Source organism: Nostoc sp. (assembly GCF_036917975.1).
Lineage (GTDB): Bacteria > Cyanobacteriota > Cyanobacteriia > Cyanobacteriales > Nostocaceae > Nostoc.
Genome location: NZ_JBALEJ010000024.1, coordinates 123,670 through 146,080, shown reverse-complemented (window position 1 = coordinate 146,080; position 22,411 = coordinate 123,670). Strand labels below are relative to the sequence as shown.

22 protein-coding genes are annotated in these 22,411 nt (G+C 41.0%); 11 read left to right on the top strand and 11 right to left on the bottom strand.

From position 1 onward, the window contains the following. Positions 1–234: 234 nt before the first annotated feature. The 3 genes from V7K76_RS09150 to V7K76_RS09140 all read right to left on the bottom strand — a co-directional run bounded on the left by V7K76_RS09150 (position 235) and on the right by V7K76_RS09140 (position 3,480). The gene (locus V7K76_RS09150) at positions 235–1,155 is read right to left on the bottom strand and encodes an alpha/beta hydrolase (protein WP_334950727.1); all 921 of its coding nucleotides are present in this window, start codon (positions 1,153–1,155) and stop codon (positions 235–237) included. 149 nt (positions 1,156–1,304) lie between these two features. Further along, entirely contained in the window at positions 1,305–1,601 is a 297-nt protein-coding gene (locus V7K76_RS09145; protein WP_179068268.1) for a hypothetical protein, read from the bottom strand. Positions 1,602–1,824: 223 nt separating this feature from the next. After that, complete coding sequence (locus V7K76_RS09140; protein WP_334950729.1) at positions 1,825–3,480, bottom strand: hypothetical protein; 1,656 nt, start codon at positions 3,478–3,480, stop codon at positions 1,825–1,827. An 89-nt stretch (positions 3,481–3,569) separates the two neighbouring features. Here V7K76_RS09140 and V7K76_RS09135 point away from each other — a divergent pair, with 89 nt between their 5' ends. Further along, entirely contained in the window at positions 3,570–6,839 is a 3,270-nt protein-coding gene (locus V7K76_RS09135) for an alpha-mannosidase (RefSeq protein WP_335029748.1), read from the top strand. A gap of 205 nt (positions 6,840–7,044) precedes the next feature. Here V7K76_RS09135 and psbN read toward each other — a convergent pair whose 3' ends face one another. Beyond that, a complete protein-coding gene (gene psbN, locus V7K76_RS09130; protein ID WP_179068265.1) occupies positions 7,045–7,176 on the bottom strand; it encodes a photosystem II reaction center protein PsbN in 132 nt (43 codons plus the stop codon). Positions 7,177–7,261: 85 nt separating this feature from the next. Between psbN and psbH the strand changes: the two genes are divergently transcribed. Continuing rightward, on the top strand, positions 7,262–7,465 hold the full coding sequence (gene psbH / locus V7K76_RS09125) for a photosystem II reaction center phosphoprotein PsbH (protein ID WP_334776348.1): 204 nt from the start codon (positions 7,262–7,264) through the stop codon (positions 7,463–7,465). A 489-nt stretch (positions 7,466–7,954) separates the two neighbouring features. Here psbH and V7K76_RS09120 read toward each other — a convergent pair whose 3' ends face one another. Beyond that, positions 7,955–8,533 (bottom strand): Uma2 family endonuclease, encoded by a 579-nt coding sequence (locus tag V7K76_RS09120; RefSeq protein WP_334776347.1) that lies wholly within the window; start codon positions 8,531–8,533, stop codon positions 7,955–7,957. Between the two features lie 134 nt (positions 8,534–8,667). On the opposite strand from V7K76_RS09120, the gene V7K76_RS09115 reads away from it, so the two are divergent. After that, positions 8,668–8,940 (top strand): TatA/E family twin arginine-targeting protein translocase, encoded by a 273-nt coding sequence (locus tag V7K76_RS09115; protein WP_334776346.1) that lies wholly within the window; start codon positions 8,668–8,670, stop codon positions 8,938–8,940. A 210-nt stretch (positions 8,941–9,150) separates the two neighbouring features. Next, positions 9,151–9,792, top strand: coding sequence for an aminoacyl-tRNA hydrolase (gene pth / locus V7K76_RS09110; protein ID WP_334776345.1), 642 nt, complete (start codon positions 9,151–9,153; stop codon positions 9,790–9,792). A gap of 83 nt (positions 9,793–9,875) precedes the next feature. Here pth and rpsU read toward each other — a convergent pair whose 3' ends face one another. Beyond that, on the bottom strand, positions 9,876–10,055 hold the full coding sequence (rpsU, locus tag V7K76_RS09105; protein WP_322681522.1) for a 30S ribosomal protein S21: 180 nt from the start codon (positions 10,053–10,055) through the stop codon (positions 9,876–9,878). Positions 10,056–10,358: 303 nt separating this feature from the next. Next, complete coding sequence (locus V7K76_RS09100; RefSeq protein WP_334776344.1) at positions 10,359–10,703, bottom strand: hypothetical protein; 345 nt, start codon at positions 10,701–10,703, stop codon at positions 10,359–10,361. Positions 10,704–11,057: 354 nt separating this feature from the next. Here V7K76_RS09100 and V7K76_RS09095 point away from each other — a divergent pair, with 354 nt between their 5' ends. Continuing rightward, complete coding sequence (locus tag V7K76_RS09095; protein WP_334776343.1) at positions 11,058–11,903, top strand: SPFH domain-containing protein; 846 nt, start codon at positions 11,058–11,060, stop codon at positions 11,901–11,903. Between the two features lie 92 nt (positions 11,904–11,995). On the opposite strand, the gene folP is transcribed toward V7K76_RS09095, so the two are convergent. After that, positions 11,996–12,853 carry a dihydropteroate synthase gene (gene folP / locus V7K76_RS09090; protein WP_334776342.1) on the bottom strand — a complete coding sequence of 286 codons (858 nt, stop codon included), beginning with the start codon at positions 12,851–12,853 and terminating at the stop codon, positions 11,996–11,998. Positions 12,854–12,905: 52 nt separating this feature from the next. After that, on the bottom strand, positions 12,906–13,637 hold the full coding sequence (gene tpiA, locus V7K76_RS09085) for a triose-phosphate isomerase (protein WP_334776677.1): 732 nt from the start codon (positions 13,635–13,637) through the stop codon (positions 12,906–12,908). 306 nt (positions 13,638–13,943) lie between these two features. Between tpiA and V7K76_RS09080 the strand changes: the two genes are divergently transcribed. The 4 genes from V7K76_RS09080 (at position 13,944) to argJ (ending at position 19,269) form a co-directional block, all read left to right on the top strand. Then, complete coding sequence (locus V7K76_RS09080) at positions 13,944–15,425, top strand: GTP-binding protein (RefSeq protein ID WP_334776341.1); 1,482 nt, start codon at positions 13,944–13,946, stop codon at positions 15,423–15,425. 464 nt (positions 15,426–15,889) lie between these two features. Next, positions 15,890–16,714 carry a PAS domain-containing protein gene (locus tag V7K76_RS09075; RefSeq protein WP_334776340.1) on the top strand — a complete coding sequence of 275 codons (825 nt, stop codon included), beginning with the start codon at positions 15,890–15,892 and terminating at the stop codon, positions 16,712–16,714. Further along, positions 16,705–17,874, top strand: a complete 1,170-nt coding sequence (locus tag V7K76_RS09070; protein WP_442936692.1) for a PAS domain-containing sensor histidine kinase — start codon at positions 16,705–16,707, stop codon at positions 17,872–17,874. Before V7K76_RS09075 ends, V7K76_RS09070 begins: the two co-directional genes overlap by 10 nt. Positions 17,875–18,105: 231 nt before the next feature. Then, entirely contained in the window at positions 18,106–19,269 is a 1,164-nt protein-coding gene (gene argJ, locus V7K76_RS09065; RefSeq protein ID WP_334776338.1) for a bifunctional glutamate N-acetyltransferase/amino-acid acetyltransferase ArgJ, read from the top strand. Here the strand turns inward: argJ and V7K76_RS09060 are convergent. Beyond that, entirely contained in the window at positions 19,236–19,487 is a 252-nt protein-coding gene (locus tag V7K76_RS09060) for a hypothetical protein (protein ID WP_334776337.1), read from the bottom strand. The genes argJ and V7K76_RS09060 overlap by 34 nt on opposite strands. Positions 19,488–20,166: 679 nt before the next feature. Between V7K76_RS09060 and V7K76_RS09055 the strand changes: the two genes are divergently transcribed. Then, positions 20,167–21,369 (top strand): AAA family ATPase, encoded by a 1,203-nt coding sequence (locus V7K76_RS09055; protein WP_334776336.1) that lies wholly within the window; start codon positions 20,167–20,169, stop codon positions 21,367–21,369. Positions 21,370–21,454: 85 nt separating this feature from the next. On the opposite strand, the gene V7K76_RS09050 is transcribed toward V7K76_RS09055, so the two are convergent. Next, positions 21,455–21,655, bottom strand: coding sequence for a response regulator (locus V7K76_RS09050; protein ID WP_334776335.1), 201 nt, complete (start codon positions 21,653–21,655; stop codon positions 21,455–21,457). 229 nt (positions 21,656–21,884) lie between these two features. On the opposite strand from V7K76_RS09050, the gene V7K76_RS09045 reads away from it, so the two are divergent. Beyond that, complete coding sequence (locus V7K76_RS09045; protein WP_179065750.1) at positions 21,885–22,355, top strand: NADAR family protein; 471 nt, start codon at positions 21,885–21,887, stop codon at positions 22,353–22,355. Positions 22,356–22,411 lie beyond the last annotated feature (56 nt).

The window sequence follows — 22,411 nt, the reverse complement described above, 5'->3', positions numbered from 1 at the left end:
TCGCCCGCCCTATGACTGGGCGGGCAAGATGCCCACCCCACAATATTGGATAATTTATTTCTTGGAGTTCCCTCAAGCCTCACCGAAACAGTGCTGTTAGCGGATAGCTAAGGTTTAGCCTGTACTGAGTAACGAATGCTGAGTAGACATCTCCGAAAAAAGAATTGTTTTGACGTAGCACTGCTACGTCTCTACAAGGGTTATAGGTAACGCATATTTAATTTCTGGAGATATCTAAGAATTAGGAAACTCTAACTCAGTGCTTCTCCGTCTCACCTGCACCACCCCAGATGGTAGGTGTCGCTCCAACCAATCTTCTAAATCAGCCAGTACCTCGCGGTAATTGATGTCACTCTGAAGTTCGTGATAAGCTCCTGGATATTCGATTCTCAGCTTATCTGTGTAATTTACTCGTTGGTAAAAGATTTCGCTTCCTTCTGGTAAAGCAACTCTGTCTGCGCCACCGTGGAGAATCAATAATGGTAATTGCCAATCTGCGGCGTGAGCATTAATCCAATCAACTGTTGCAAAGAATTCTGTAGCCAGACGGGCGGTAGCACGGGTATGTCGCAGTGTATCTTGGGCAAATGCAGCTAAAACCTGCCGATCTCGTGAACCAGCGCTGATGTCAATACCTGTATTCAGGGTGAAACGCGGCCATACCCGTGAGAGCATTTTTCCTAAAAGTACCCGAATCGGTGAAACCCCAACTTTCCCCAGGGTTGGCGCGATCGCGATCGCACCCTGCAATAATGATGCTTGTTGGGGATAGCGCAGAATGTAATCTAAGACAATCACCCCGCCTAAACTATGACCCAAGATAAAAACTGGGCATCCAGGATTCTGAGTCTGAATTAACTCTAAAAATGCTCCCAGGTCTTCGCGAAACTCACTCCAAGCGCTAATATAGCCTCGCTGACCTGGTGAACGTCCATGACCACGCAAATCTAAGGCGTAGAGTGCGTATTGCTTGGGTATCAAATGCTGAATTACATTATTGTAGCGATCGCTGTGCGCTCCGAGTCCATGGGAAATAGCTAATATTGCCCGTACTTTACCCTCTGGATGCCAGCTTTGGTAATACAGGTCAAGTCCTCCAACACCTGGGAATGTACCTTCTCTATGAGATGCTAGGCGATCGCTGTGGTCAATCATCTGGTTAATTTTTTATCCATTTTCCCAGCAAGCTACTAACATGTCAACTATTGTAGTAAAAATAGCTTCGAGAATTGCAAGCCGCAGATCCCTGACTTCTTTAAGAAGTCGGGGATCTTGTTTGTAAAAAATTATTCAGGATTGTTATATTATTGCTCTAAAAAGTTTGTAACTTTGAAATTCGATGTTCCCTCCCAACAGTGGTTCAAAAAAGCGCTTACCTGGGCATCTGCTGAATCAGCCGATTCTCTAGAAGCGTTAAATTGCACTGCTGTCACAATATACTCAAAGATAATTACAAACTGCTTTTGGGGTGAAATTCTTTCGACTACAATTGTTTCACCTATTTTAGGGATTTGAGGCACATTTACCACAAATGTCTCAATTTTCGGTTTATCTAATGGATTTTTGAAATTGAAGTATTTACAGTAAACAATAATTTTCACTTAAACAACCACCAATAACAATTCAAAATGACGCTCTCTACGAGACGCTAAAAGCGAACGCGGACTCGCTAACGCTGCGCTAACAAAATTCAAAATTCAAAATTTAAGAGTATATGTAGGGTGTAGTTGCACTGTGCTAACATACCCTACGTTTATTCCAAAAATCTGAATTGGAAAATTGTGAATATTTATTATAGTAGATTTTTCAAAAATATCTCTTAGCTTATTTACCCTGCCATAGTTGCCGCAACGACTGAAAAATCCTTACAAATCTCTCTTCTAGCCAGAGCATAACATAATCAAGCCATTCCAGAAGTTGCTCTAAGGGATGCTTCTCATAGCCAGTTGAAGTTGCTTTGGTTTCTATCCAGTCTGGCTGTGCCTCAACTTGACTGCTTTGCTGAAACTGCTGTTTCAACATTTCCCCTTTACGACTCTCGCTTTTAGTTTGAGAAATGCTGGCTCGAGTTTGTTTTGCAGAGGCGATTTTTCCAGATGTTTTTTGCCTTGAGACAAGATTATTAGTTGGTTGTTTCCTTTGCACCAAGCCAGATCCAAATTTAGGTTGTTTTACACTCAAATTCTTTTGTGGAAAATGCCCTACTGATAAACTTGGTACTAAAGCAGGATTTGTCCTTTGAGAAAGTGTAACTGACTTATCAGCGACGGTTTCAGTGTCACCAAAGAAATCATTCCATGTTAGCCAAGGATCATCTGTTAAATCTTGGTTCTCTAACTGAGGGCTTTTGGATAAGGCTTTTCTAAGGCGTGATGAGAATAGTTTACCAGGCAATCGCTCCTCACTGGTTGTTGGCTCAAGTGTTTTGCTATTACCAACACCAAAAAAGTAATTAAGCGCTGCCTCAATCAAAGCTTGAAGATTTTGTGTATGAGTTTCCAAACCATCAGCATTGGGGGCAATTTCCCCCTTACCAGCTAATTGCTCTTTGCCATAAAGAAATATATTTAACTGAGTTTGGGCAACTTGAACAATTTCCTGACTACGTTCTTGCACAGGTACTAAAGCATTTGATTCTAACTTAGCAAAGGCTATATCTAAAAGTGTTAATAGTCTATCTGTATTAAATAAATCTTTTGGTATCCACTCGGCTAAAACTGGAGTTTTAGCTGAATTTCCGTCGGTGAGTTTTGCTAATAATTGGTCAATCTGTGGTAATAGCTGCTGCGTTTCTTTTTGAGATATAATCAACCGCCAACACTGCCAATATTTAGCAACTTCGTTAATAATTCGATCTTCTAATTTTGCCTGCTGTTGGGATGTCAAAATATCGAGAATTTCATTATCGGCAGTAACTAATACTAAATTCCGATTCATTAAATTTGTGGCAATTCCCCGCACTATTGGAAGATGCTGTTGCAGGGAATTTTCCAATTGTAAAGGGTTGATACTTCCGGCTTGATTCTCTGTAATATTTGATGCTTGAATAAGATTAGCGTTATTTGTAGAGTGATTATCAACGAATTTCGACCGAAAAATTCCCAAGAAAGCCAAGGGTTTGAAAGGTTCAGATGTTTTCACCGGAGTAGAGGCGGCTTCATCAGATGACAGATAATATACTGCTTCTAGTACATTTTGAATGGGGCTATCAGCATGTGGCGGCGTTTCGGGCTGGCAATCGGTGTCATAAGGTTGTAACTTTAGTCTAGTTTGTGGTTCTTTGGTATGTAGCGTTTTCCCAGATGATTCAGATGACTGAAACAGTAGATACACTGGGTAAAGTAATACCTCCACACCCCACTTAGTAGCAACTTGCAAATGTCGGTAGGTGTGTTCCCACTGTTGTGTTACCCGCCGAGATTGCTGGTGGACAAAGTTAAATAGTTTGCTTTGATAACGACCAGAGGAACCAAAAGACATAAGTAGTAATTTTTTTAGTTCAAGTCTTGTTAAGTTGTGAGACTCGCGCCAAACAATAAAAACAACCAACACCTCATCTTAGCGAATATATGACCCCGACTGTCTCTCAATCCCAAACCAAATTTATCTCAGAAGTAATTGAGCAACTGCGCTCTTTTTGTCAAGTTAATCTTCAGTCTACTTGGCTATACCAGGAATCTGACCTGATTATTACTGATGTTGTCGCTGCTGATTTGTCTCATTGGCAACCTGTCCAGTTGAATGCTAAAGAACATATTGCTTGGACGGGCGGGAAAAAGGTGCTATGGCTAGTGCAAAGATTGGTGGTTCCCCAAGATTTACAGGGTTATACCTTGACTGGGTTATCTTTGCGGCTGGCGCTGGTTTGGTGGGCGGATTCTGCTGAGATTTATGTAAATGGGGAGTTAGTGCTGGAGGGTGATTTATTTGATTGTTCGCCGAGAGTGCTTCTCAGTCAGGAAGTGAGGCCAGGGGAAGAGTTTATTGTGGCTTTGCGGTTAGTGAGTCCGGGACATTGTGATGGTGCTTTAGTGCGATCGCTCCTAGTTTATGAATCTATTATTGATAATAATCCCGATCCTGGTTTTGTCGCTGATGAGTTAGCTGTGTTGCAGCTTTATTTGGAAAGGTTTGCGCCGGAGAAGTTGGATGTTTTGGCGGCGATGGTGGGGGAAGTTACGAACCGCAGAGGCGCAGAGGACACGGAGGAAGAAAAGGGAGAGTTAGTAAAGTCGTTTTTGTCTCTACGCCAAAACTTAATTCAATCCAAAATCCAAGTTGCACTGGAAGCGCACCAAAGGTGCAACCCAAAATCTAAAATTTTCCTGTTGGGTCATGCTCATTTAGATTTAGCATGGCTATGGCCTGTGAGTGAAACTTGGAATGCGGCGCAAAACACTTTTGAGTCGGTTCTAAAGTTGCAAGCAGATTTTCCTGAGTTAATTTTCTGTCATTCGACTCCTGCACTTTATGCTTGGATTGAGGAACATCGCCCGGATTTGTTTGGGGCGATTCAAGCACAAGTGGCTGCTGGACGTTGGGAAGTTGTCGGCGGAATGTGGGTGGAACCGGAACTAAACCTCATTGCTGGTGAATCAATAGTCCGTCAGCTATTGTATGGTCAACGCTATATTCAGGAGAAATTTGGCAAGCTTTCAACTGTGGTGTGGGTTCCAGACACTTTTGGTTTTTGTGCAACTTTACCGCAGTTTTTCGCTAATGCCGGAATTGAGTATTTTGTCACCCAGAAGTTGCGATGGAATGATACTACTAAATTTGATTATGGGGCTTTTTGGTGGCGATCGCCTGACGGTAGCGAAGTCTTTAGTTTGATGTCTGCACCCATCGGTGAAAGCATTGAGCCGGTTAAAATGGCATCCTACGCTCTTGAATGGCAAACCCAAACTGGTTTATCAGAATCCCTTTGGCTTCCCGGTGTCGGCGACCACGGCGGCGGCCCCACCCGTGATATGTTAGAAACCGCCCAACGTTGGCAAAAGTCTCCTTTCTTCCCAGACTTAAAATTTACGACGGCTGAAAAGTATTTACAGCAAATCAGTAGTGAGTTAACTTCACAATCCAAAATCCAAAATCCAAAATCCAAAATTCAAAGCCCTACTTGGAATGACGAACTATACTTAGAATTCCATCGCGGTTGCTACACTACCCACGCAGATCAAAAACGTTGGAATCGTCGTTGTGAAAACCTATTATATCAAACTGAACTATTTGCTACCTTGGCAACTGTAAGCTGTGGTGTGACATATCCCAAAGCAGAAATCGAAGCAGCTTGGAAATTGGTGTTATTTCAACAGTTTCACGATATCTTACCTGGTTCTTCAATTACCCAAGTTTACACGGATGCGTTACCCCAATGGCAGCAAGTGGAACAATTGGGAACGAAGATATTACAGGAATCACTTTTAGCGATCGCATCTCACATTACCCTATCAGAACCACCAAAACCCGATAGTTTACCTATTTTCGTTTTCAATTCTCTCAATTGGCAACGTTCTGAGGTAATCTCTGTAGCCTTACCCACACCAGAAGAATGGCAGATTTACGATACTTCTGGAAAGCAGCTTCTCTCCCAATTATCTGAACCATCAACGCTACTATTCCTCGCCCCCGAAATTCCACCCGTAGGCTACCGCATATTTTGGCTTTCCCCCACCCTGTGGGAAGCTAAAGCTACATTCCCCTTATCTCCCCCATCCCCCCCACTCCTCCCAGACTGGATTTTAGAAAATGAATTCTTGCGAGTTGTTATAGATCCTGATACTGGAGATTTATCAAGTGTTTTTGACAAAACTTATCAAAGAGAAATTTTGAGTGGGGCGGGGAATCAACTGCAAGCTTTTAAAGACAGTGGTCAATATTGGGATGCTTGGAATATTGACCCTAATTATGCCCAACATCCCTTACCCGCAACCAATCTTCAATCCATTCAGTTGTTAGAACAAGGCCCAGTGCAAAGTCGTGTGCGTGTGGTGCGTCAGTTGGGTGAATCGGAATTTTGCCAAGACTATATTCTGCAAGCTGGTTCACCTCTGCTGAACATCGCTACTACAGTTAATTGGCAAGAAAATCATGTATTAGTGAAAGCTGCTTTTCCTCTGAATCTTGAAGCCGACTTTGCTACCTATGAAATTCCCTGTGGCGCGATTCGCCGCCCAACTAAACCACAAACCCCCGCAGAACAAGCAAAATGGGAAGTCCCCGCTTTGCGTTGGGCTGATTTGACAGCAGAAGACACAATCCAAAATCCAAAATCTAAAATCCAAAATCATTATGGTGTCAGTTTGCTGAATGATTGTAAATACGGTTACGACAGCAAACCAAATCAACTCCGCTTAACATTGCTACGCAGTCCTAATTGGCCAGACTCCGAGGCTGATAGAGGTTTTCACGAATTCACATATACCTTGTATCCTCATGCTGGTAGCTGGGAAGCAGCCCATACAGTAAGGCGTGGCTATGAATTGAATATACCATTGCAAGTAATCTTGAATCCACCCGACACTCACAACAAGCTAAACGCCCCACTAACACTAACAGAACTCGGAACTATTGAAGGGGTGAGTTTCTTAGATTTATCAGCTGAAAATTTAATCTTGATGGCCTTGAAACCATCTGAAGATGACCCACAGCAGTTAATTCTGCGGTTTTATGAATGTTACGGAGAAACAGCCGAGTTATCTTTGCAAAGTGATTTAGGGTTGAATCTAGGAGATAGAGTAGATTTATTAGAGCGTTCCTCTAGCACTGAATTCTCATCTAGGCAACAAAACTTGACGATAGAGCCTTGGAAAATTGCCAGTTTCCAGGTGATAAGCTAATGTACTTTTAATTTGCATAACTAGGGCGGGCAAGATGCCCGCCCCACAAGAGTTTTAACTCCAGGTAATAAGGTTATTTGTCCAACAGCTTACCAGCAATAAATCCCAAGCTAGAGTAAGCCACGATAGCTGTGTAAGTGGTCAGTTGTGGTTTTCCACTGACCACTGACCACTGACCAATGACCAATGACCAATGACCAATGATTTAATCTTCGTGGTCATCAAACGGATCGTTCAATTGCTTGCTAGGAGGGCCAAAAGAGGTATAAATCGACAGTACAGTGATGACAACCACCACGGCAGCCATTGAAATGCTAAGAACTATTGCGGGTTCCATAATTGAGAGATTGATTATGAGTGCTATTCTTATAGAATATTACAGAAGATTAAAAAAAGCTTTGGCAAGTAATCTTAGGTGAACTATGGCACAAAGGACTTGGTTGGGAGATATCCTGAAACCACTGAACTCTGAGTATGGGAAAGTGGCTCCAGGTTGGGGTACTACCCCGGTGATGGCTGTTTTTATTTTGCTATTTTTCGTGTTTTTGCTGATTATTCTGCAACTTTACAATCAATCATTCTTGATTCAAGATGTAGTTGTAGATTGGCAAAGCTTAGGACGCTAAAAGATACACAGCGATCAAGTTTGGATCACAAGTTAAGTTACACCCGGTTCTTCCGGGTTTTTTTGTCAGTTGTGATTCAGAATTCATATCATGTCCGCATAATCATAGCCCAATACACTTGTAGAGACGGCGATTTATCGCGTCTTGAAAACCCAAAATTGTTTCCAGTAACCCTTAACCCAAGCGCATTGAATTATAGCCGTAGTCATATACGGGAATTTCAATTCCCGGCGGACAAGCGGTTTCGCGTTAAGTTGACACCAATGAGCATTGCTGTACCGCTACGATAAATCTATATGTATCAGGATTTTCGTGAATTGGTATCACACAGGTTAGGACAGTTTTGATTGCTCAAAGTCCTGAAACAACTGGGTTTTTACTCAGCACTGGCTCAACGCCCCGCTATCCAAACACTCAGCACTTGGTTAAGGCAAGAGACGCGATAAATCGCCGTCTCTACAAATGAAATTGTCTGTTCAAGTGGTTAATTCAATCAAACTCAGGTGGCCACAGTTCTGCGATCGCTAATTCCCAACCTGGGAATAATTCTGGTATCGTCAGTTTGTCGTTATTTTTTAAAACTACTGGTTCAAGGTTAGGGCGATAAACTGTTACTAAAACTTTGTCAGGGTCAATGAGAATACCCACTGTAGATCCAAGTTCTAAAAATAGTTTAATCTTTTCTTGGAGTGGTTTGATGCGATCGCTTTTCGATTTGACCTCAACCATCAGGTCAGGTACTAACTGCACAAAGTCACGCTGAGTCTTCTTGAGTCGTTCGGCTCGAACAAAGGAAACATCTGGAGCGCGTAGGTTCCTTTTTTCTGGGTCGCCTCCAGTTTCATCATTTTCAATGCTGGGCAAGATAAAACCAGCGCTAGAACCAGTCACACGTCCCAATTTGCGAGGCATGACCCATATATTCAAAAATGTCAGCAGACGAGAACCAATTTCGTCTGACTCATAATCGGATGGCCCCATAACGATGATGTTCCCCTCTACAAGCTCCATCCGCAAATCAGGATTTTGTGACTGTAATTGTTCTAAGTCTTTAATTGTCAGAGACATAAAGCATCACTCGCTCGTGGGGCGTTAGCGTAGCTCGCCGCAGGCATCGCCTTCTATGATAGGCGATTATTGAGTAGACTACATAATAATATGCGAGTTTCTGTAGTAGTTTTATAGTTTACAGGAGACAAAAAATGAATATATTTGGTATCGGTCTACCGGAAATGGCTGTAATTATGGTAGTGGCGTTGTTAGTCTTTGGCCCCAAGAAGCTGCCAGAAATTGGTCGGAGTGTGGGCAAAACAATTCGTAGTTTCCAAGAAGCTTCCAAGGAGTTTCAAAACGAGTTTCAAAAAGAAGCAGAACAGTTAGAAGAAGTTGTAAAGACTACTGCTGAATTGGAACCTAAGCAAATCTACCCTGCTAAATCTGAGCAGGATACCGCGAGTTCTTCTCAATCTAGCTAGGAGAACATACGAATTTTGGATTTTGGATTTTGAATTTTAGATTGTTTTGTAGTTTAGAGCAACGTCTTTGGTGAACCTAACAAATCCAAAAAACGCTAGTTCCGACGCTGCGCTATCGTCAATCTAAAATCACTAAACCTTGTACCCTTGCACTCTGTTTCAATCCAAAATCTAAAATCTAAAATCTAAAATTGATTGACTGTAGGCAAAATGACAGAAGTTGTTACGCAACCAGCTTTGGTAATTCCCCAGCTAATTGTCGGGTTGGGGAATCCAGAAGCTAAGTATGACCAAACACGCCATAATATCGGCTTTGCTGCTTTAGAAACTCTCTCCCGTTCTTGGCGCATTTCTTTAGCAGAAAACCGCAAGTTTCAAGGTGAGTATGGCGAGGGTATGGCCCCAGGTGGAGGTAAGATTCGCTTGCTGAAGCCGTTAACTTATATGAATCGCTCAGGACAAGCAATACAAGCGGTGACAAGTTGGTATAAATTGCCGCCTGAATCAGTGCTGATAATTTATGACGATATGGATTTACCCTTGGGAAAAACTCGGCTGCGTTTATCTGGTTCGGCTGGGGGACATAACGGCATGAAAAGTACGATCGCACATCTTAGTACCCAAAACTTTCCCCGTTTGCGAATCGGTATTGGTAAACCTAAAGATGCAGCTAATAACGATAATTCCGGCGCTATCTCCCATGTGCTGGGGCGATTTTCTGCTGCCGAAAATCAGCAAATATCTCTTGTACTTCAGTTCGTAGTTGAATGTCTTGAACTAAGCCTCAAGCAGGGAGTAGAAAAGGCAATGAATGTTTGTAATAGCCGCACCATTAATAATTCTGAGTCTTAGAGGTTGTTTGAAAAGTATCAAGTTGTATGTATAAAGATCCCCCCTAGCCCCCCTTAAAAAAGGGGGGAACCGGAATTATAGGTTTATTTAAAGCGTCTTGTGCGTCTAGCTGTCACCGCCTTACGTTTACGTTTTTCTATCGGTGTTTCAAAGTGCCGATGATATTTCACATCAGCTAATATCCCAGCTTTGGAAACCTGACGTTTAAACCGACGCAAAGCTGAGTCTATTCCTTCGTTCTCTCCTAGAACCACCTGGGTCATTCTTGCCTTTTCCTCATCATCAATAGTCTCCATTGTAATATTATCCTCAAGCTGAGTAAAACCCCCTTAGCTAAAGTCATGATTAAGAGGCTATTCGTCCGTTTGAGGAGGGTTACGTGTGCTTCTGAATCCCTAAATCAGCACTTAACTAAAAGCTAATCTAAGTGACTAATGCACTCTCAGAGGTAATAGAGAAGATGAGAAAATTATAATGCTAAATTTTTCTGGCTGTAGTAAAAACTAGGAAAAATTGTAGTCTTAGATACTAAGAAACATCAGAAGATATGATTATGTCTACAGATTTTAAAAGTTGATTCTACCCTCATTTAGTAATTTATATCCAGATGCTAATGCTGTAAAAGCAATTATGAAATTCCATAAGCTAGTTGGCTTTAAAATAACTCCACCACTTAAGAAAACTAGTACGATGCCAATGCCTAGAAAAATCCATCCCAAATTACCAGTTTCTCTACTAAAAAAAACTAATGCAAAGATACCTGCCATAATTGCCAAAACCGAAGCTGTAGCAGGTAAGCTACGGTAAAAATATGAATAGTAACCGCTAACAAATATGATGTTTTGACCAAAAAAGTATAATCCTGTGAAAAGTAAGATTATACCTATAAGTTTGATTAACAGTCTGCCCATAATATTTTGACATTTTTAATAGCTGAAACCAATTTTAACCTGATTGTAGTAGAGTTTTGAAAATTCTACCAAATTTTACCTGAAATTTATTTATTTACGTGAATATACTGAATAAGTTTTCAGATTGTCTGAAGATGTCAGTACAAGTAATGTTGATTACATCAAGTAGTCCTTGCCAGTGTTTTATCAAGGTGCTTTAATAGCGATCGCATTCCGCAAAACAGTTTAACCAAGAATCCCCCGCCTTCTAGGCGTCGGGAGTATCAAAGATTCAAAACATTAAACTCAAAGATATGACAAGCTAGTACCATATCCTTGACACTAAATTCTCCCCAAAGCTGAATAGGAGCATACATGGAGCCAATTATTGCTATAGTTTTAGCCCTTATAGGTTATGCATTAGGTTCTGCAAAACTGATTAATCAAGGAAATGAAGCCCTAGTGGAACGTCTGGGGCGGTATCATCGGAAACTTAAGCCAGGGCTGAACTTTATTGTTCCCTTGGTGGATCAGATTGTGATGGAAGATACTACACGAGAGCAGTTTTTAGACATCAAACCTCAAAATGTGATTACCCAAGATAATATTTACGTAGAAGTGGACGCCATCGTATACTGGCGTATTAGAGATATTGAAAAAAGCTTTTACGCAATTGAGGATCTCCAAGGAGCATTGACACAGATAACCACAACCACGCTCCGCGAAATCATTGCTCAGAATACCCTAGAGCAGACCAACGTCTCTAGAGCGGAGATGGACTCAGCCATCTTAGACCAGTTGAATCATATAACGACAGATTGGGGAGTTGAGATTCTCCGGTTAGATATTCAGAGAATCACACTACCTGAGAGTGTACGCAAGTCTAGAGAAGAGGAACAAGCCGCCGTAATCAAAAAACGGGCGCTGATTACCGAAGCCGAAGGGGAAAAGGAAGCTGCCATTAAGAAAGCTGAAGGAACTATGGCTTCAGTGCAAATCATTTCTCAAGCTCTAAGTGCCAATCCCAAAGAAAGTAGGGACATTCTGCGGTATCTTGTCGCTCAAGATTACGTAGATGCCAGCCAAAAACTTGGCGAGAGTAGTAATGCCAAAATTGTCTTTGTAGACCCAGCTAATTCGACTGAAATGTTTCAGGAGTTGATTGCCGAGTCAATAATTACAGAAGGTCACGGCAAAAAATCCGAAAACGGTAATACTTAAGAGTCAAACAATTTTGGATTTTGGATTTTGGATTTTAGATTGACCCCATAAATAAATCTAGAATTTGCTTGCTCTCTAACATCAAGGAATTATTAGTCAGGCTGTGCTACTTGTCGGAATATTGCATCGGCTACTAATGAAACATCGCGCATTTCTTGAACATCGTGAACTCGGAGGATATCAGCGCCATTAAAAATAGCAGCAGAACAAGCTGCTGCCGTTCCCCAAACTCGCGCTTTGGGATCTGGTTGATTTAAAATGCGACCAATGAAACTTTTACGAGATGCTCCTACTAAGATAGGACAGTTGAGTGCTGCGAGCGATCGCAAGCCCCGAAAAATTTCTAAATTTTGCTCAAAGTTCTTAGCAAAACCAATACCAGGATCAATAATAATTTTATCCAGGTCAATGCCCACAGTAGTTGCTACCTCAATTTGCCCAGCCAAAAAACTATAAATCTCTGTAAGCAAATCTTGATAATCAGTCTGTTGTTGCATTGTCTGTGGTGTTCCCCGGATGTGCATTAAAATCATCGGCACATTTAACTCTGCAACTGTTGGCAACATTTCTGAGTCAAAAGTGCCGCCAGAAATATCATTAATCATATCCGCTCCAGCTTCTACAGATGCCCTAGCTACAGCAGCACGAGTCGTATCTACAGAAATCGGGATTGAAATTTCTGGTCTTAGCACCTCTAACACCGATAGTACTCGGTCAAGTTCTTCCGCCAGAGTTATTTGTTTTGCCCCTGGTCGAGTTGATTGACCGCCCACATCAATTATATCAGCACCAGCAGCTACCAGTGCTTGCGCCTGTACTAAAGCGGCAGAGGTAGTGTTAAACTCACCCCCATCACTAAAGCTATCAGGCGTTACATTCAAAATACCCATCAAATAAGTTCGCTGTCCCCACTTGAAACAGCGTCCTCGAATTATCAAGTTCCTTGGCATAAATCTACATTAGGCATTCCCATGCTCTGCATGGGAACGAAAAGAAGGCACATTACACTAAGTGAAAATTCACAATCCGAGCGAAACTCTCAGGTTCTAGACTTGCTCCACCCACAAGGACACCATCAATTTCTGGTTGAGCCATAATCTCATCAATATTATTCGGTTTAACTGAACCGCCATATTGAATTGATACATTTGGATTACTCAACTGGCTACGAATTAAGCCAATTATCCGATTTGCCTCCGTTACTTCACAAGTATCACCCGTACCAATCGCCCAAATTGGTTCGTAGGCAATCACTAAATTATTCTGATCGATATCTACCAAGGCTTTGTCCAGTTGGAGAGCAATCAGTGATTCAGTTTCTCCTGCATCTCGTTGTTGTTTAGTTTCGCCAACACAGAGAATTGGAGTCAAACCAAACCTTTGAGCAGTTCGGAGGCGCAAGTTAACAGTGGCATCCGTTTCACCAAAGTATTGCCGTCGTTCGCTATGACCGACAATCACAAAGCGCACACCACTTTCTGTCAGCATTGGGCCAGAAATCTCACCCGTATAGGCTCCAAATTCTTCCCAATGAATATTTTGTGCCCCCAATTGGATGAGGCTACCGTGCAAAGTTTTGGACAAAACGCTTAAATCAGTGAACGGAGGGCACAATATCACTTCCCGCCCTTCGGGGGTTTCCTCTAAGTGGGGCAGAAATCCTTGTAAAAACTCCTGGGTCTCTGCCTGAGTTTTGTACATTTTCCAGTTGCCGGCAATAACGATTTTCCGCACAGGTAATTTAGTCAAGATTCTAACGCGTTATATTAGATGCATTTTTCAGTTTATGACTTTTTGTTAGTCATTAGTCTACGAGTTGGGGATTGGGGACTGGGGACTGGGGACTGGGGATTGGGGATTGGGGACTGGGCATTGGGCATTGGGGTAAAAATTATTCTTCCTCTGCTACCTCTGCTCCCTCTTATCTCGCCAAACCCTTGCTAAAAATAACTAGGATGGTAGAGGGGGTGTATCTAAAATCTAAAATCTAAAATCTAAAATCTAAAATCTAAAATCTAAAATCTAAAATCTAAAATTAATATGACTTCTACCTTACCTATGCCTGAACCTCATCAAAGCGATTCCGCTAACACTGACCCAAATTCTCTCAGTTGGGAGGAAGAACTGGATAGTGCTATTTTCAGTTTTGAAGATATTCAAACAGAACTGAACTATAAACAAGCACAAACGGCGCTGCGAAATTTGGTAGCCAATCTCGACCTCACCCCCCATGAAAAAACCGGGTTAGAGACGGAAATTGCTGAGTTGGAAACCATGCTAGGGAAGTTAGACCACATGGTGGTACAGATTGCGGCTTTTGGCATGGTGGGACGTGGTAAGTCTTCGCTACTCAATGCTTTGGTTGGACAAACAGTATTTGAAACTGGGCCGCTGCACGGTGTCACCCGTGCTGCACAAAGAGTTAATTGGAGTATTAGCGAGGAAGCAATTGGAGAAACTGAACGTGCTTTGCGGGTTACTCTCCCTGGTGTAGGTCAATCGCAGGTGGAATTAATTGATACTCCTGGGTTAGACGAAGTAGATGGTGCAACCCGTGCCGCCTTAGCTGAACAGATTGCCAAACAAGCAGATTTGATTCTGTTTGTGATATCTGGCGATATGACAAAGCTAGAATACATGGCCCTTTCTCAGTTGCGGGAAGCAGGTAAACCAATCATTCTGGTGTTTAACAAAGTAGACCAGTATCCAGAAGCAGACCGCATGGCAATTTATCACAAAATCCGGGATGAAAGGGTGCGGGAATTACTTACACCTCTAGAAATTATCATGGCTGCGGCATCGCCATTGGTGAAGACGGCGATTCGTCGCCCTGATGGCACTAGGGGTATACAGTTACGTACAGGGAATGCCCAAGTTGAAGAACTGAAGCTGAAAATCTTGGAGATTCTACACCGTGAGGGTAAAGCCTTGGTTGCTCTCAATACTATGCTTTATGCCGATATTGTAAATGAGCAATTGGTAGAGCGAAAAGTGATGATTCGGGAACAGAATGCCAATCAGCTGATTTGGAAAGCTGTGATGACTAAGGCATTAGCGATCGCACTTAATCCCGTAACTGTGGTAGATATTCTGAGTAGTGTAGTCATTGATATTGCTCTGATTTTGGGTTTATCTAAACTCTATGGCTTTTCCATGACTGAGACTGGGGCTGTACAATTGCTACAAAAAATCGCCCTGAGTATGGGCGGTATCGGTGCGAGTGAATTGTTAGCAAACTTGGGCTTAAGTGGATTAAAAACTTTACTTGGGATCTCTGCAACAGCTACAGGTGGCATTGCCTTAGGCCCTTATATATCAGTGGCACTCACCCAAGGGGGAGTAGCTGGTGTTTCTTCTTACGGTATTGGACAAGTTACCAAAGTTTATTTGGCCAATGGCGCGACTTGGGGGCCTGATGGGCCGAAAGCAGTGATTAATCGGATTTTGGCAAACCTGGATGAGACTTCAATTCTCAACCGGATTAAAGATGAATTACTCCACAAAGTAAAACTCAAAAAGTGATGCGTAAATACACGCATTAAGCTAAATGATAATTACGTCATATAAGCGAAATATTACTGTGATTTTTGAAGACTTTTATATATGTTGATGGCTCATTTCAGAAAATATACGGTAACAATAACCAAAGCGATCGCGGTACTTTAAGTTCAATAAATCTTATATTATCAGGTTAAAAAACTCATAACCTATGACAGGTAAAGGATGTAGAAGCCCTAGCCGCTACTCGAACCTAGCCTATGGCTACTACGGGAAAACTCAGACGGACAGCTTTTAGCCATTATCTCGTTCCCAGTCTCCGATTGGGAATGCATTCCCTATTCCCTATTCCCAATTCCCTTTCATACCAATGACAGGATGCACAACCCACAAGAGGTCTAATTTATTTCTTGTCAGTCCCTTAGGCTAAAAACCTCTTGCTTCGCACTTCAGGCTTTGGTGAAGACTTATGCAATGTATAGGTTTTTATGATGGAATTTTTAAGTAATTTTTTCTCTACTAGCCAGTTTATTCCCCACGGTCATTGCTACCTCTGGAAACCAGAATTAGTATGGCTACATCTGGTTTCGGATGTGTTAACTGGACTTGCTTATTATTCAATTCCATTAATGTTGGTCTATTTTGTCCGTAAACGGCGAGATATGCCTTTTGGGTGGATATTCCTAATGTTTGGCATATTCATCGTTGCTTGTGGCACAACCCATTTAATGGATGTATGGACGCTTTGGTATCCTACTTATTGGCTATCAGGGTTACTCAAAGCTATCACCGCTTTTGTCTCCGTATTGACAGCTATAGAAATTGTGCCATTAATACCACAGGTACTAGCTCTACCGAGTCCTGCCCAATTAGAGGCTGCAAACTGCCAACTAGCAAAAGAAATTGCTGAACGTATACGCACTGAAGAGGTGTTGAGGGAAAGTGAACAACGCTGGCAATTAGCTTTACGCGGCAATAATGATGGAATTTGGGACTGGAATGTTAAAACCAATGAAGTTTTTTTCTCTCTTCGTTGGAAAGAAATGCTTGGTTACGAAGACCAAGATATTTCTAACCATTTAGATGAATGGGTAACACGAGTGCATCCAAATGATGTTGAATGGGTGACACAAGCAGTTCAAGATCATTTTGCTCAGAAAAAGTCATTTTATGTTGCCGAGTATCGAGTCAGATGTAAAGACAACACTTATAAATGGATTTTAGATCGGGGCCAAGCACTGTGGGATGAAGATGGTAAAGTACTGCGGATGACAGTTTCAAAGAAAAAGAACTACAAACAAATATTGAAATAACTCTGATTAAACATAGTCTAGAAAGACAATTAAAAGTTAATCAAAAATGGCTAGATGCACTTTTAAAAAGTATCAGCGATGGTGTGATTGCTAGCGATCTGCAAGAATTGATAACTTTTATGAATCCGGTTGCTGAAAATCTGACTGGATGGAAACAAGAAGAAGCTCTTGGTAGAAATTCATCAGAAATATTTAATATAGCAAATGGAGAAACTCATAACCCAATTGAAAGTCCGATTATCAAAGTTCTACAAGATGGTATTATCGTCAGTATTCCCGCAGAAACTATCTTGATTACTAAAGACGGTGTAGAAATACCAATTGATGACAGTGCTGCACCAATTAGAGATGACAAAGATAATATTACAGGTGCGGTGTTAGTCTTTCGAGATATTACTGAGCGTAAACAAGCGATTGAGGCAAATCAAAAGCAAATTGAGCAAGAGCAACTTGTCGTGCAATGGGAAGAGATAAATCAACTCAAAAATGACTTTTTGAATTTAGTTACCCACGAATTGCGATCGCCTCTGAGTAACATCAAGTTGATGATTCAAATGATACAAGTATCTAGCAGTACTGAAGAAACTCAACGTTATCTCGAACTGATGGAAAGCGAGTGCGATCGCGAGCTAGAATTAATTGACGATCTACTAGACTTACAACAGTTAGAAAGCTCATCCTATCCAGTTATTACACCTGATGCCTTACTCCTACAACAGTGGTTAAATTGGGTGATTGAGCCATTTCAAATCCGTGTTCAAGAACATCAGCAAACTCTACAGTTAAATCTCCCTGCAAATCTCCCACCGCTATTTTCAGATGGTATTAGCTTGGAACGAATCTTAGTAGAGTTGATCAATAATGCCTGTAAATACACACCTGCGGGTGGTGAAATTATCCTAAATGTAAGTCACAACTCCTCAGAAGCGCCCGCAAAAACTATTATTACTATTAGTAATTCAGCAGAAATATCGAAAACGGAGTTACCACGAATCTTTGAGAAATTTTATCGCGTCCCCAATGCAGATATCTGGAATCAAGGTGGTTCGGGGTTAGGTTTACCTATAGTACAGAAATTAATCGAACAATTGCAAGGAAATATTCAAGTAGAAAGTGGCAATGGATGGACAATATTTACCCTCACCTTAACTGATTTATAAACCTCGTCTACCTTGAGAACCGTAGTTTTGTAGGTTGGGTGCAGCGATAGCGTAACCCAACATAAAATTTGGTGGTAATGTTGGGTTGCGTTTCACTCCACCCAACCTACATAAATCTTTTAAAAAACTCTAGGTTTCAACATAGATGAGGTTTAGTACTCAAACAATCCAAAATTGTTGGGTGAGTATGGGGATATGAGATAATTAAAGCAAATTATTAAATCCAGAAAAATGTCATCAAATATATCTTCCACACCTCAAGGTTTTAGTGCATTTATTACTAATTTAGGAATCCGAGATACAACAGATGATTTTGTATTTATTAAATCATCAGTTCCTTGTGTTGCTGATGGAGTTTTCACTCAAAGTCTTTTTGCTGGCCCAAGTGTTACTCTTAGCCGCGATAACTTAAAAGATTCACAAGCACAAGCAATTGTCGTTATATCTAAGAATGCAAATGTCGCTAATGGTGCTGTTGGCATTGCTGATGCTCAAGAAGTTCTACAATTAGTTGCAACTGAAACTGGAATTGCTGCACAGAATATTGCGATCGCTTCTACAGGTGTAATTGGTAGACGTTACCCAATTGAAAAAATCAGAACAGGTTTATTAGGATTGGGAAAAAAATTAACTGATGCTGATTTTCATGCCGCAGCCCGTGGTATTATGACCACCGATACAGTACCAAAAATAGTTACACGGCAAATAGGAAACGCCAAGCTGGTAGGAATTGCCAAAGGTGTCGGCATGATTGAGCCGAATATGGCTACCCTCCTAACTTTCTTTTTTACTGATGCGGCAATTTCTGCCAATAGCCTTCGCTCTATTTTTCGCTCTACTATAGATAAAACCTTTAACTGTCTGAGTGTAGACACTGACACTTCTACTAGTGACTCTGCCGTGATTCTAGCTAACGGTTTAGCTGGTGAAGTTTCAGAATCAGATTTTGCCATTGCATTGCAAGAAGTTGCACAAGAACTAGTACTGAAAATTGCACGAGATGCAGAAGGTGCTACCAAAATTATTGAGGTAACTGTCGATTCAGCGATTAACTATGCACAAGCTAAAAAAGTAGCTAAAGCAATTGTGAATTCACCATTAGTAAAAACCGCCGTCTATGGAGCAGATCCGAATTGGGGAAGAGTTGCTATGGCTATAGGCAAATGTGAAGACGAACAGCACATAAATCCAGAACTAGTTGTTATCAGTTTTGATAATGTGAAAGTTTATCCTAATAGCTTAACTAATGAAAATCTGGAACAGTTGCGGCAAATTATGTCAAAAGATCAAGTAGATATTCATGTTAGCCTCAATATTGGCGAAGCTTCTGCGACTGTATGGGGTTGCGATCTTTCAGAAGGCTACATAGAAATTAATGGCAAATACTCGACTTGATTAAGTCGGTAAGGAATAAGAAGTAAAAAGTAAAAGATAATCCCCATAAATAAATTTAGGGGCTTTTGACCATTTTTATTTTTCTTTCTTTCTTTCTTTCTTTCTTTTGCCTTTTTACTTTTTACTTTTGCTTTTTTGGTAAAGGCTTTCTTCATTTCTATTTTAAGAGTTAAAGCTTTTACTACAAACCCAGCCAGCAGGAAAAGGAACTTTGGCATCAGCCAAACATCGGCTTAGGTGCTTTACCTTATGAGCAATTATACGGAAATCGATAAGGTTGGACATTTAACTTACATATTACCTGGAATTAAAACTCTTGTGGGGTGGGCATCTTGCCCGCCCTAGTGGTCTGTCCCAAAAGTTTGGAGAGGCTAGTGGTGTTCAGATCCCCGACTTCTGCGAAGTCGGGGATCTAGCAGCCCAACAAAATTAATGGGACAGACCACTAGTTATGCAAATTAAAAGTACATTAGCTTACTAGTCCTGATGTAGAGATGGATAAGTGGTGTCGGTACATCAATAGTTAAAAGTAAACTCCCACTCACCAATTGCTCTGTCAAAAAAGTTGACACAGGTAGTAATCATGTATTGTAGTATAATACATGGAGAATGAGTTAAATTAAAAAGACTTCCTAGCCAGTACAGCACGGTAGAAATAAAATTGCCATTTGTACGTAATTAGTTGAGATCGCATTCAAGAAGAATTCAGAAGTCAGAATTCAGAATCAAGACATGACTCGAAAATACTTGCTATCCGTCAGCCACACAAAATCCATTTTGTTAGCGGATAGCTAAGGTTTAGCCCATCCTGACTACTGAAATTCTGCTTGATAAAAATTTTTCCAAATATCCTACTTAACACAAAATAACTCGATTAACGCTGCATAACTAATAAATATGGATTTTGATTATTTTAGAAGCAATGAAGGCACTCCTACAAATAATACCAGGCAAAGCTTGCTGGCTTGTGGTTGGCGACCATTTAACCGAGAATTAGACTGGGGGTTTTTGTGGCAACTATTGCACAGTGACTCGCGCGAATTAAGTCAAAAAAGTTTAAATTTAGCGAGTAATGTCGCTGATATTTTAGGAAGAAATAATTATGCTTGGTGGGCTAATTTATTAAGTATTGTATCTGATAATACCCGCTACGAAGTTGAAAAGTTTTGGAATTACATCACACCAGATCCCGAATCACCAGATCATCGCTACAAAGATGTTTTGAGTACCGAAACACCCATTGTTCAATTTGTAAATCGTAGTAGTATTCCTATTGATTATGTTCTTAACCGACTGCAAGAAATTACTGTACTGCGAGTTTTAGGTGTGTTGGGTAATCCCGACATTATTACTCAGTATTATTCAGAAAGAGAATTTTATTTACCTATAGATAAATTTGTTAGCTGGGAACGCTTAGACGTTATCAATACTGTTTATGCTTACTGGTCTAAATATGATATTTGGTTGCAAATTGATCCCTACGATCGCGGGCGACGACAATATACTTTAATGGCGAGAAATCTCGCGCCGCTCATAAACAAAGCTACTTACGACTTAGCAGTGATGCTGAGTGGATATCAAAGTCGTGTAGGCAAAGTTCATAGTCAATTTGCGATTCGGACATTTCCCGCAGATATCCAAAACTTTACTGATTCTGTACAGCAAGCGATTCTGAACCAAAACCAGTTAGCGGTTGTTGTGCATGGGGAGCCGGGTACTGGTAAAACAGTCTGGACACAGGCAGTAGCAAAAGAAATTCTTGTACCTTTGGGCTATGTAATTTTTATTTTAGATCATGATGCGATCGCTAACTTTGTCCCACCGACTTACATAGAGCGTATTTGTATAGTAATTAACGAAGCTGATAATCTAGCGCAAAATCGTGCTTCGGAAGTAGCCCAATACAATAATAAAACCGAACACATTCTCAGCTTGCTAGACGGCACTTTGTATCAAAGTGTAATTGATGACTCTGGTATTCAAATGCAGCAACGGTTAGTTATCTTGATGACTTGCAACACTACTGAAAGATTAGATCCAGCCATGTTACGTAAGGGTAGGGTGGATTTGATATATGAGTTTACGCAACTATTTGTATGAGGAGGCAGGAGGACTGAGTAATGAGTAATGAGTAATGAGTAAAAATACTAGTCCCCAGTCCCCAGTCCCCAGTCCCCAGTCATTTTCATTCAAGGCTGCGTAGTGCGCCTACTTCCAGTTTTGGAAGTCCGACATCTATTAGGAGCAAGTCGTAGTTAGTACTTTGCGTGTATTCCCAACCCATTTGTCCGTCTTGTACTACATCAACAACATAATGTTGTTTAGTAAGCGACTTCAACAAGACACTTGCTAAAACCTCTTCATCTTCGATTAGCAAGATTCTCATCTCACCCGTCCAAAATATAATTTGCTACTTGACCCAAAAAAATAGTACAGTAGGTGGTTATTTTTATACAAGAAACAAAATATCAGAAGTTAGCTGGTTCCAGGAATTGTGTAAAGTTGTGTAAAATAATTCCCTTAACCTAATGTTAAAACCCTTCATCCAAAGGAACGGTTTTGAACTCTAAACTTTCAGTTACGCTGAAATTAATATATAAAAGAGCAATTTTCAAATGACCATTTACTTTTATAAGGTTTGGCAGCCTTATGGCTGTTTTTCTAACTTTTCTCCCCACGGAATCCACATCGAGGGTACTTACTGGCCAACGGTTGAGCATTACTATCAAGCACAAAAGTTTGTCGGCAGCACAGATGCAGCAATTATACCCCTCATCCATGCCGCTGCCACCCCAGAAGAAGCTGCCATTTTGGGAAGATGTAGCACTCGCCAACTCCGTCAAGACTGGAATTTGGTCAAAACTCAAATTATGCGAGAGGCTGTACTCAAAAAGTTTCTTACTCATACTGATATTAGAGAAGTTCTCTTGAAGACAGGTGATGAGATTTTGGTGGAAAACTCCCCAACCGATTCTTTTTGGGGCTGTGGTGCTAATCAAGCCGGTCAAAACTATCTCGGTAAAACTCTCATGAGTGTGCGTGAAGAAATTCGTAATTTACTATCTTTAACGGTAATTTACGAATAGTTTAATCAAAATAGTTACATTCAATATAAAGTCAGCAATTAAACGGGGAATATAGC

Bases quoted from the DNA above. Each gene is read 5' to 3' on its own strand.
- V7K76_RS09150 (WP_334950727.1), bottom strand. From the start codon at position 1,155: ATGATTGACCACAGCGATCGCCTAGCATCTCATAGAGAAGGTACATTC.
- V7K76_RS09140 (WP_334950729.1), bottom strand. From the start codon at position 3,480: ATGTCTTTTGGTTCCTCTGGTCGTTATCAAAGCAAACTATTTAACTTT.
- V7K76_RS09135 (WP_335029748.1), top strand. From the start codon at position 3,570: ATGACCCCGACTGTCTCTCAATCCCAAACCAAATTTATCTCAGAAGTA.
- psbN (WP_179068265.1), bottom strand. From the start codon at position 7,176: ATGGAACCCGCAATAGTTCTTAGCATTTCAATGGCTGCCGTGGTGGTT.
- psbH (WP_334776348.1), top strand. From the start codon at position 7,262: ATGGCACAAAGGACTTGGTTGGGAGATATCCTGAAACCACTGAACTCT.
- V7K76_RS09120 (WP_334776347.1), bottom strand. From the start codon at position 8,533: ATGTCTCTGACAATTAAAGACTTAGAACAATTACAGTCACAAAATCCT.
- V7K76_RS09115 (WP_334776346.1), top strand. From the start codon at position 8,668: ATGAATATATTTGGTATCGGTCTACCGGAAATGGCTGTAATTATGGTA.
- pth (WP_334776345.1), top strand. From the start codon at position 9,151: ATGACAGAAGTTGTTACGCAACCAGCTTTGGTAATTCCCCAGCTAATT.
- rpsU (WP_322681522.1), bottom strand. From the start codon at position 10,055: ATGACCCAGGTGGTTCTAGGAGAGAACGAAGGAATAGACTCAGCTTTG.
- V7K76_RS09100 (WP_334776344.1), bottom strand. From the start codon at position 10,703: ATGGGCAGACTGTTAATCAAACTTATAGGTATAATCTTACTTTTCACA.
- V7K76_RS09095 (WP_334776343.1), top strand. From the start codon at position 11,058: ATGGAGCCAATTATTGCTATAGTTTTAGCCCTTATAGGTTATGCATTA.
- folP (WP_334776342.1), bottom strand. From the start codon at position 12,853: ATGCCAAGGAACTTGATAATTCGAGGACGCTGTTTCAAGTGGGGACAG.
- V7K76_RS09080 (WP_334776341.1), top strand. From the start codon at position 13,944: ATGACTTCTACCTTACCTATGCCTGAACCTCATCAAAGCGATTCCGCT.
- V7K76_RS09075 (WP_334776340.1), top strand. From the start codon at position 15,890: ATGATGGAATTTTTAAGTAATTTTTTCTCTACTAGCCAGTTTATTCCC.
- argJ (WP_334776338.1), top strand. From the start codon at position 18,106: ATGTCATCAAATATATCTTCCACACCTCAAGGTTTTAGTGCATTTATT.
- V7K76_RS09060 (WP_334776337.1), bottom strand. From the start codon at position 19,487: ATGCCAAAGTTCCTTTTCCTGCTGGCTGGGTTTGTAGTAAAAGCTTTA.
- V7K76_RS09055 (WP_334776336.1), top strand. From the start codon at position 20,167: ATGGATTTTGATTATTTTAGAAGCAATGAAGGCACTCCTACAAATAAT.
- V7K76_RS09050 (WP_334776335.1), bottom strand. From the start codon at position 21,655: ATGAGAATCTTGCTAATCGAAGATGAAGAGGTTTTAGCAAGTGTCTTG.
- V7K76_RS09045 (WP_179065750.1), top strand. From the start codon at position 21,885: ATGACCATTTACTTTTATAAGGTTTGGCAGCCTTATGGCTGTTTTTCT.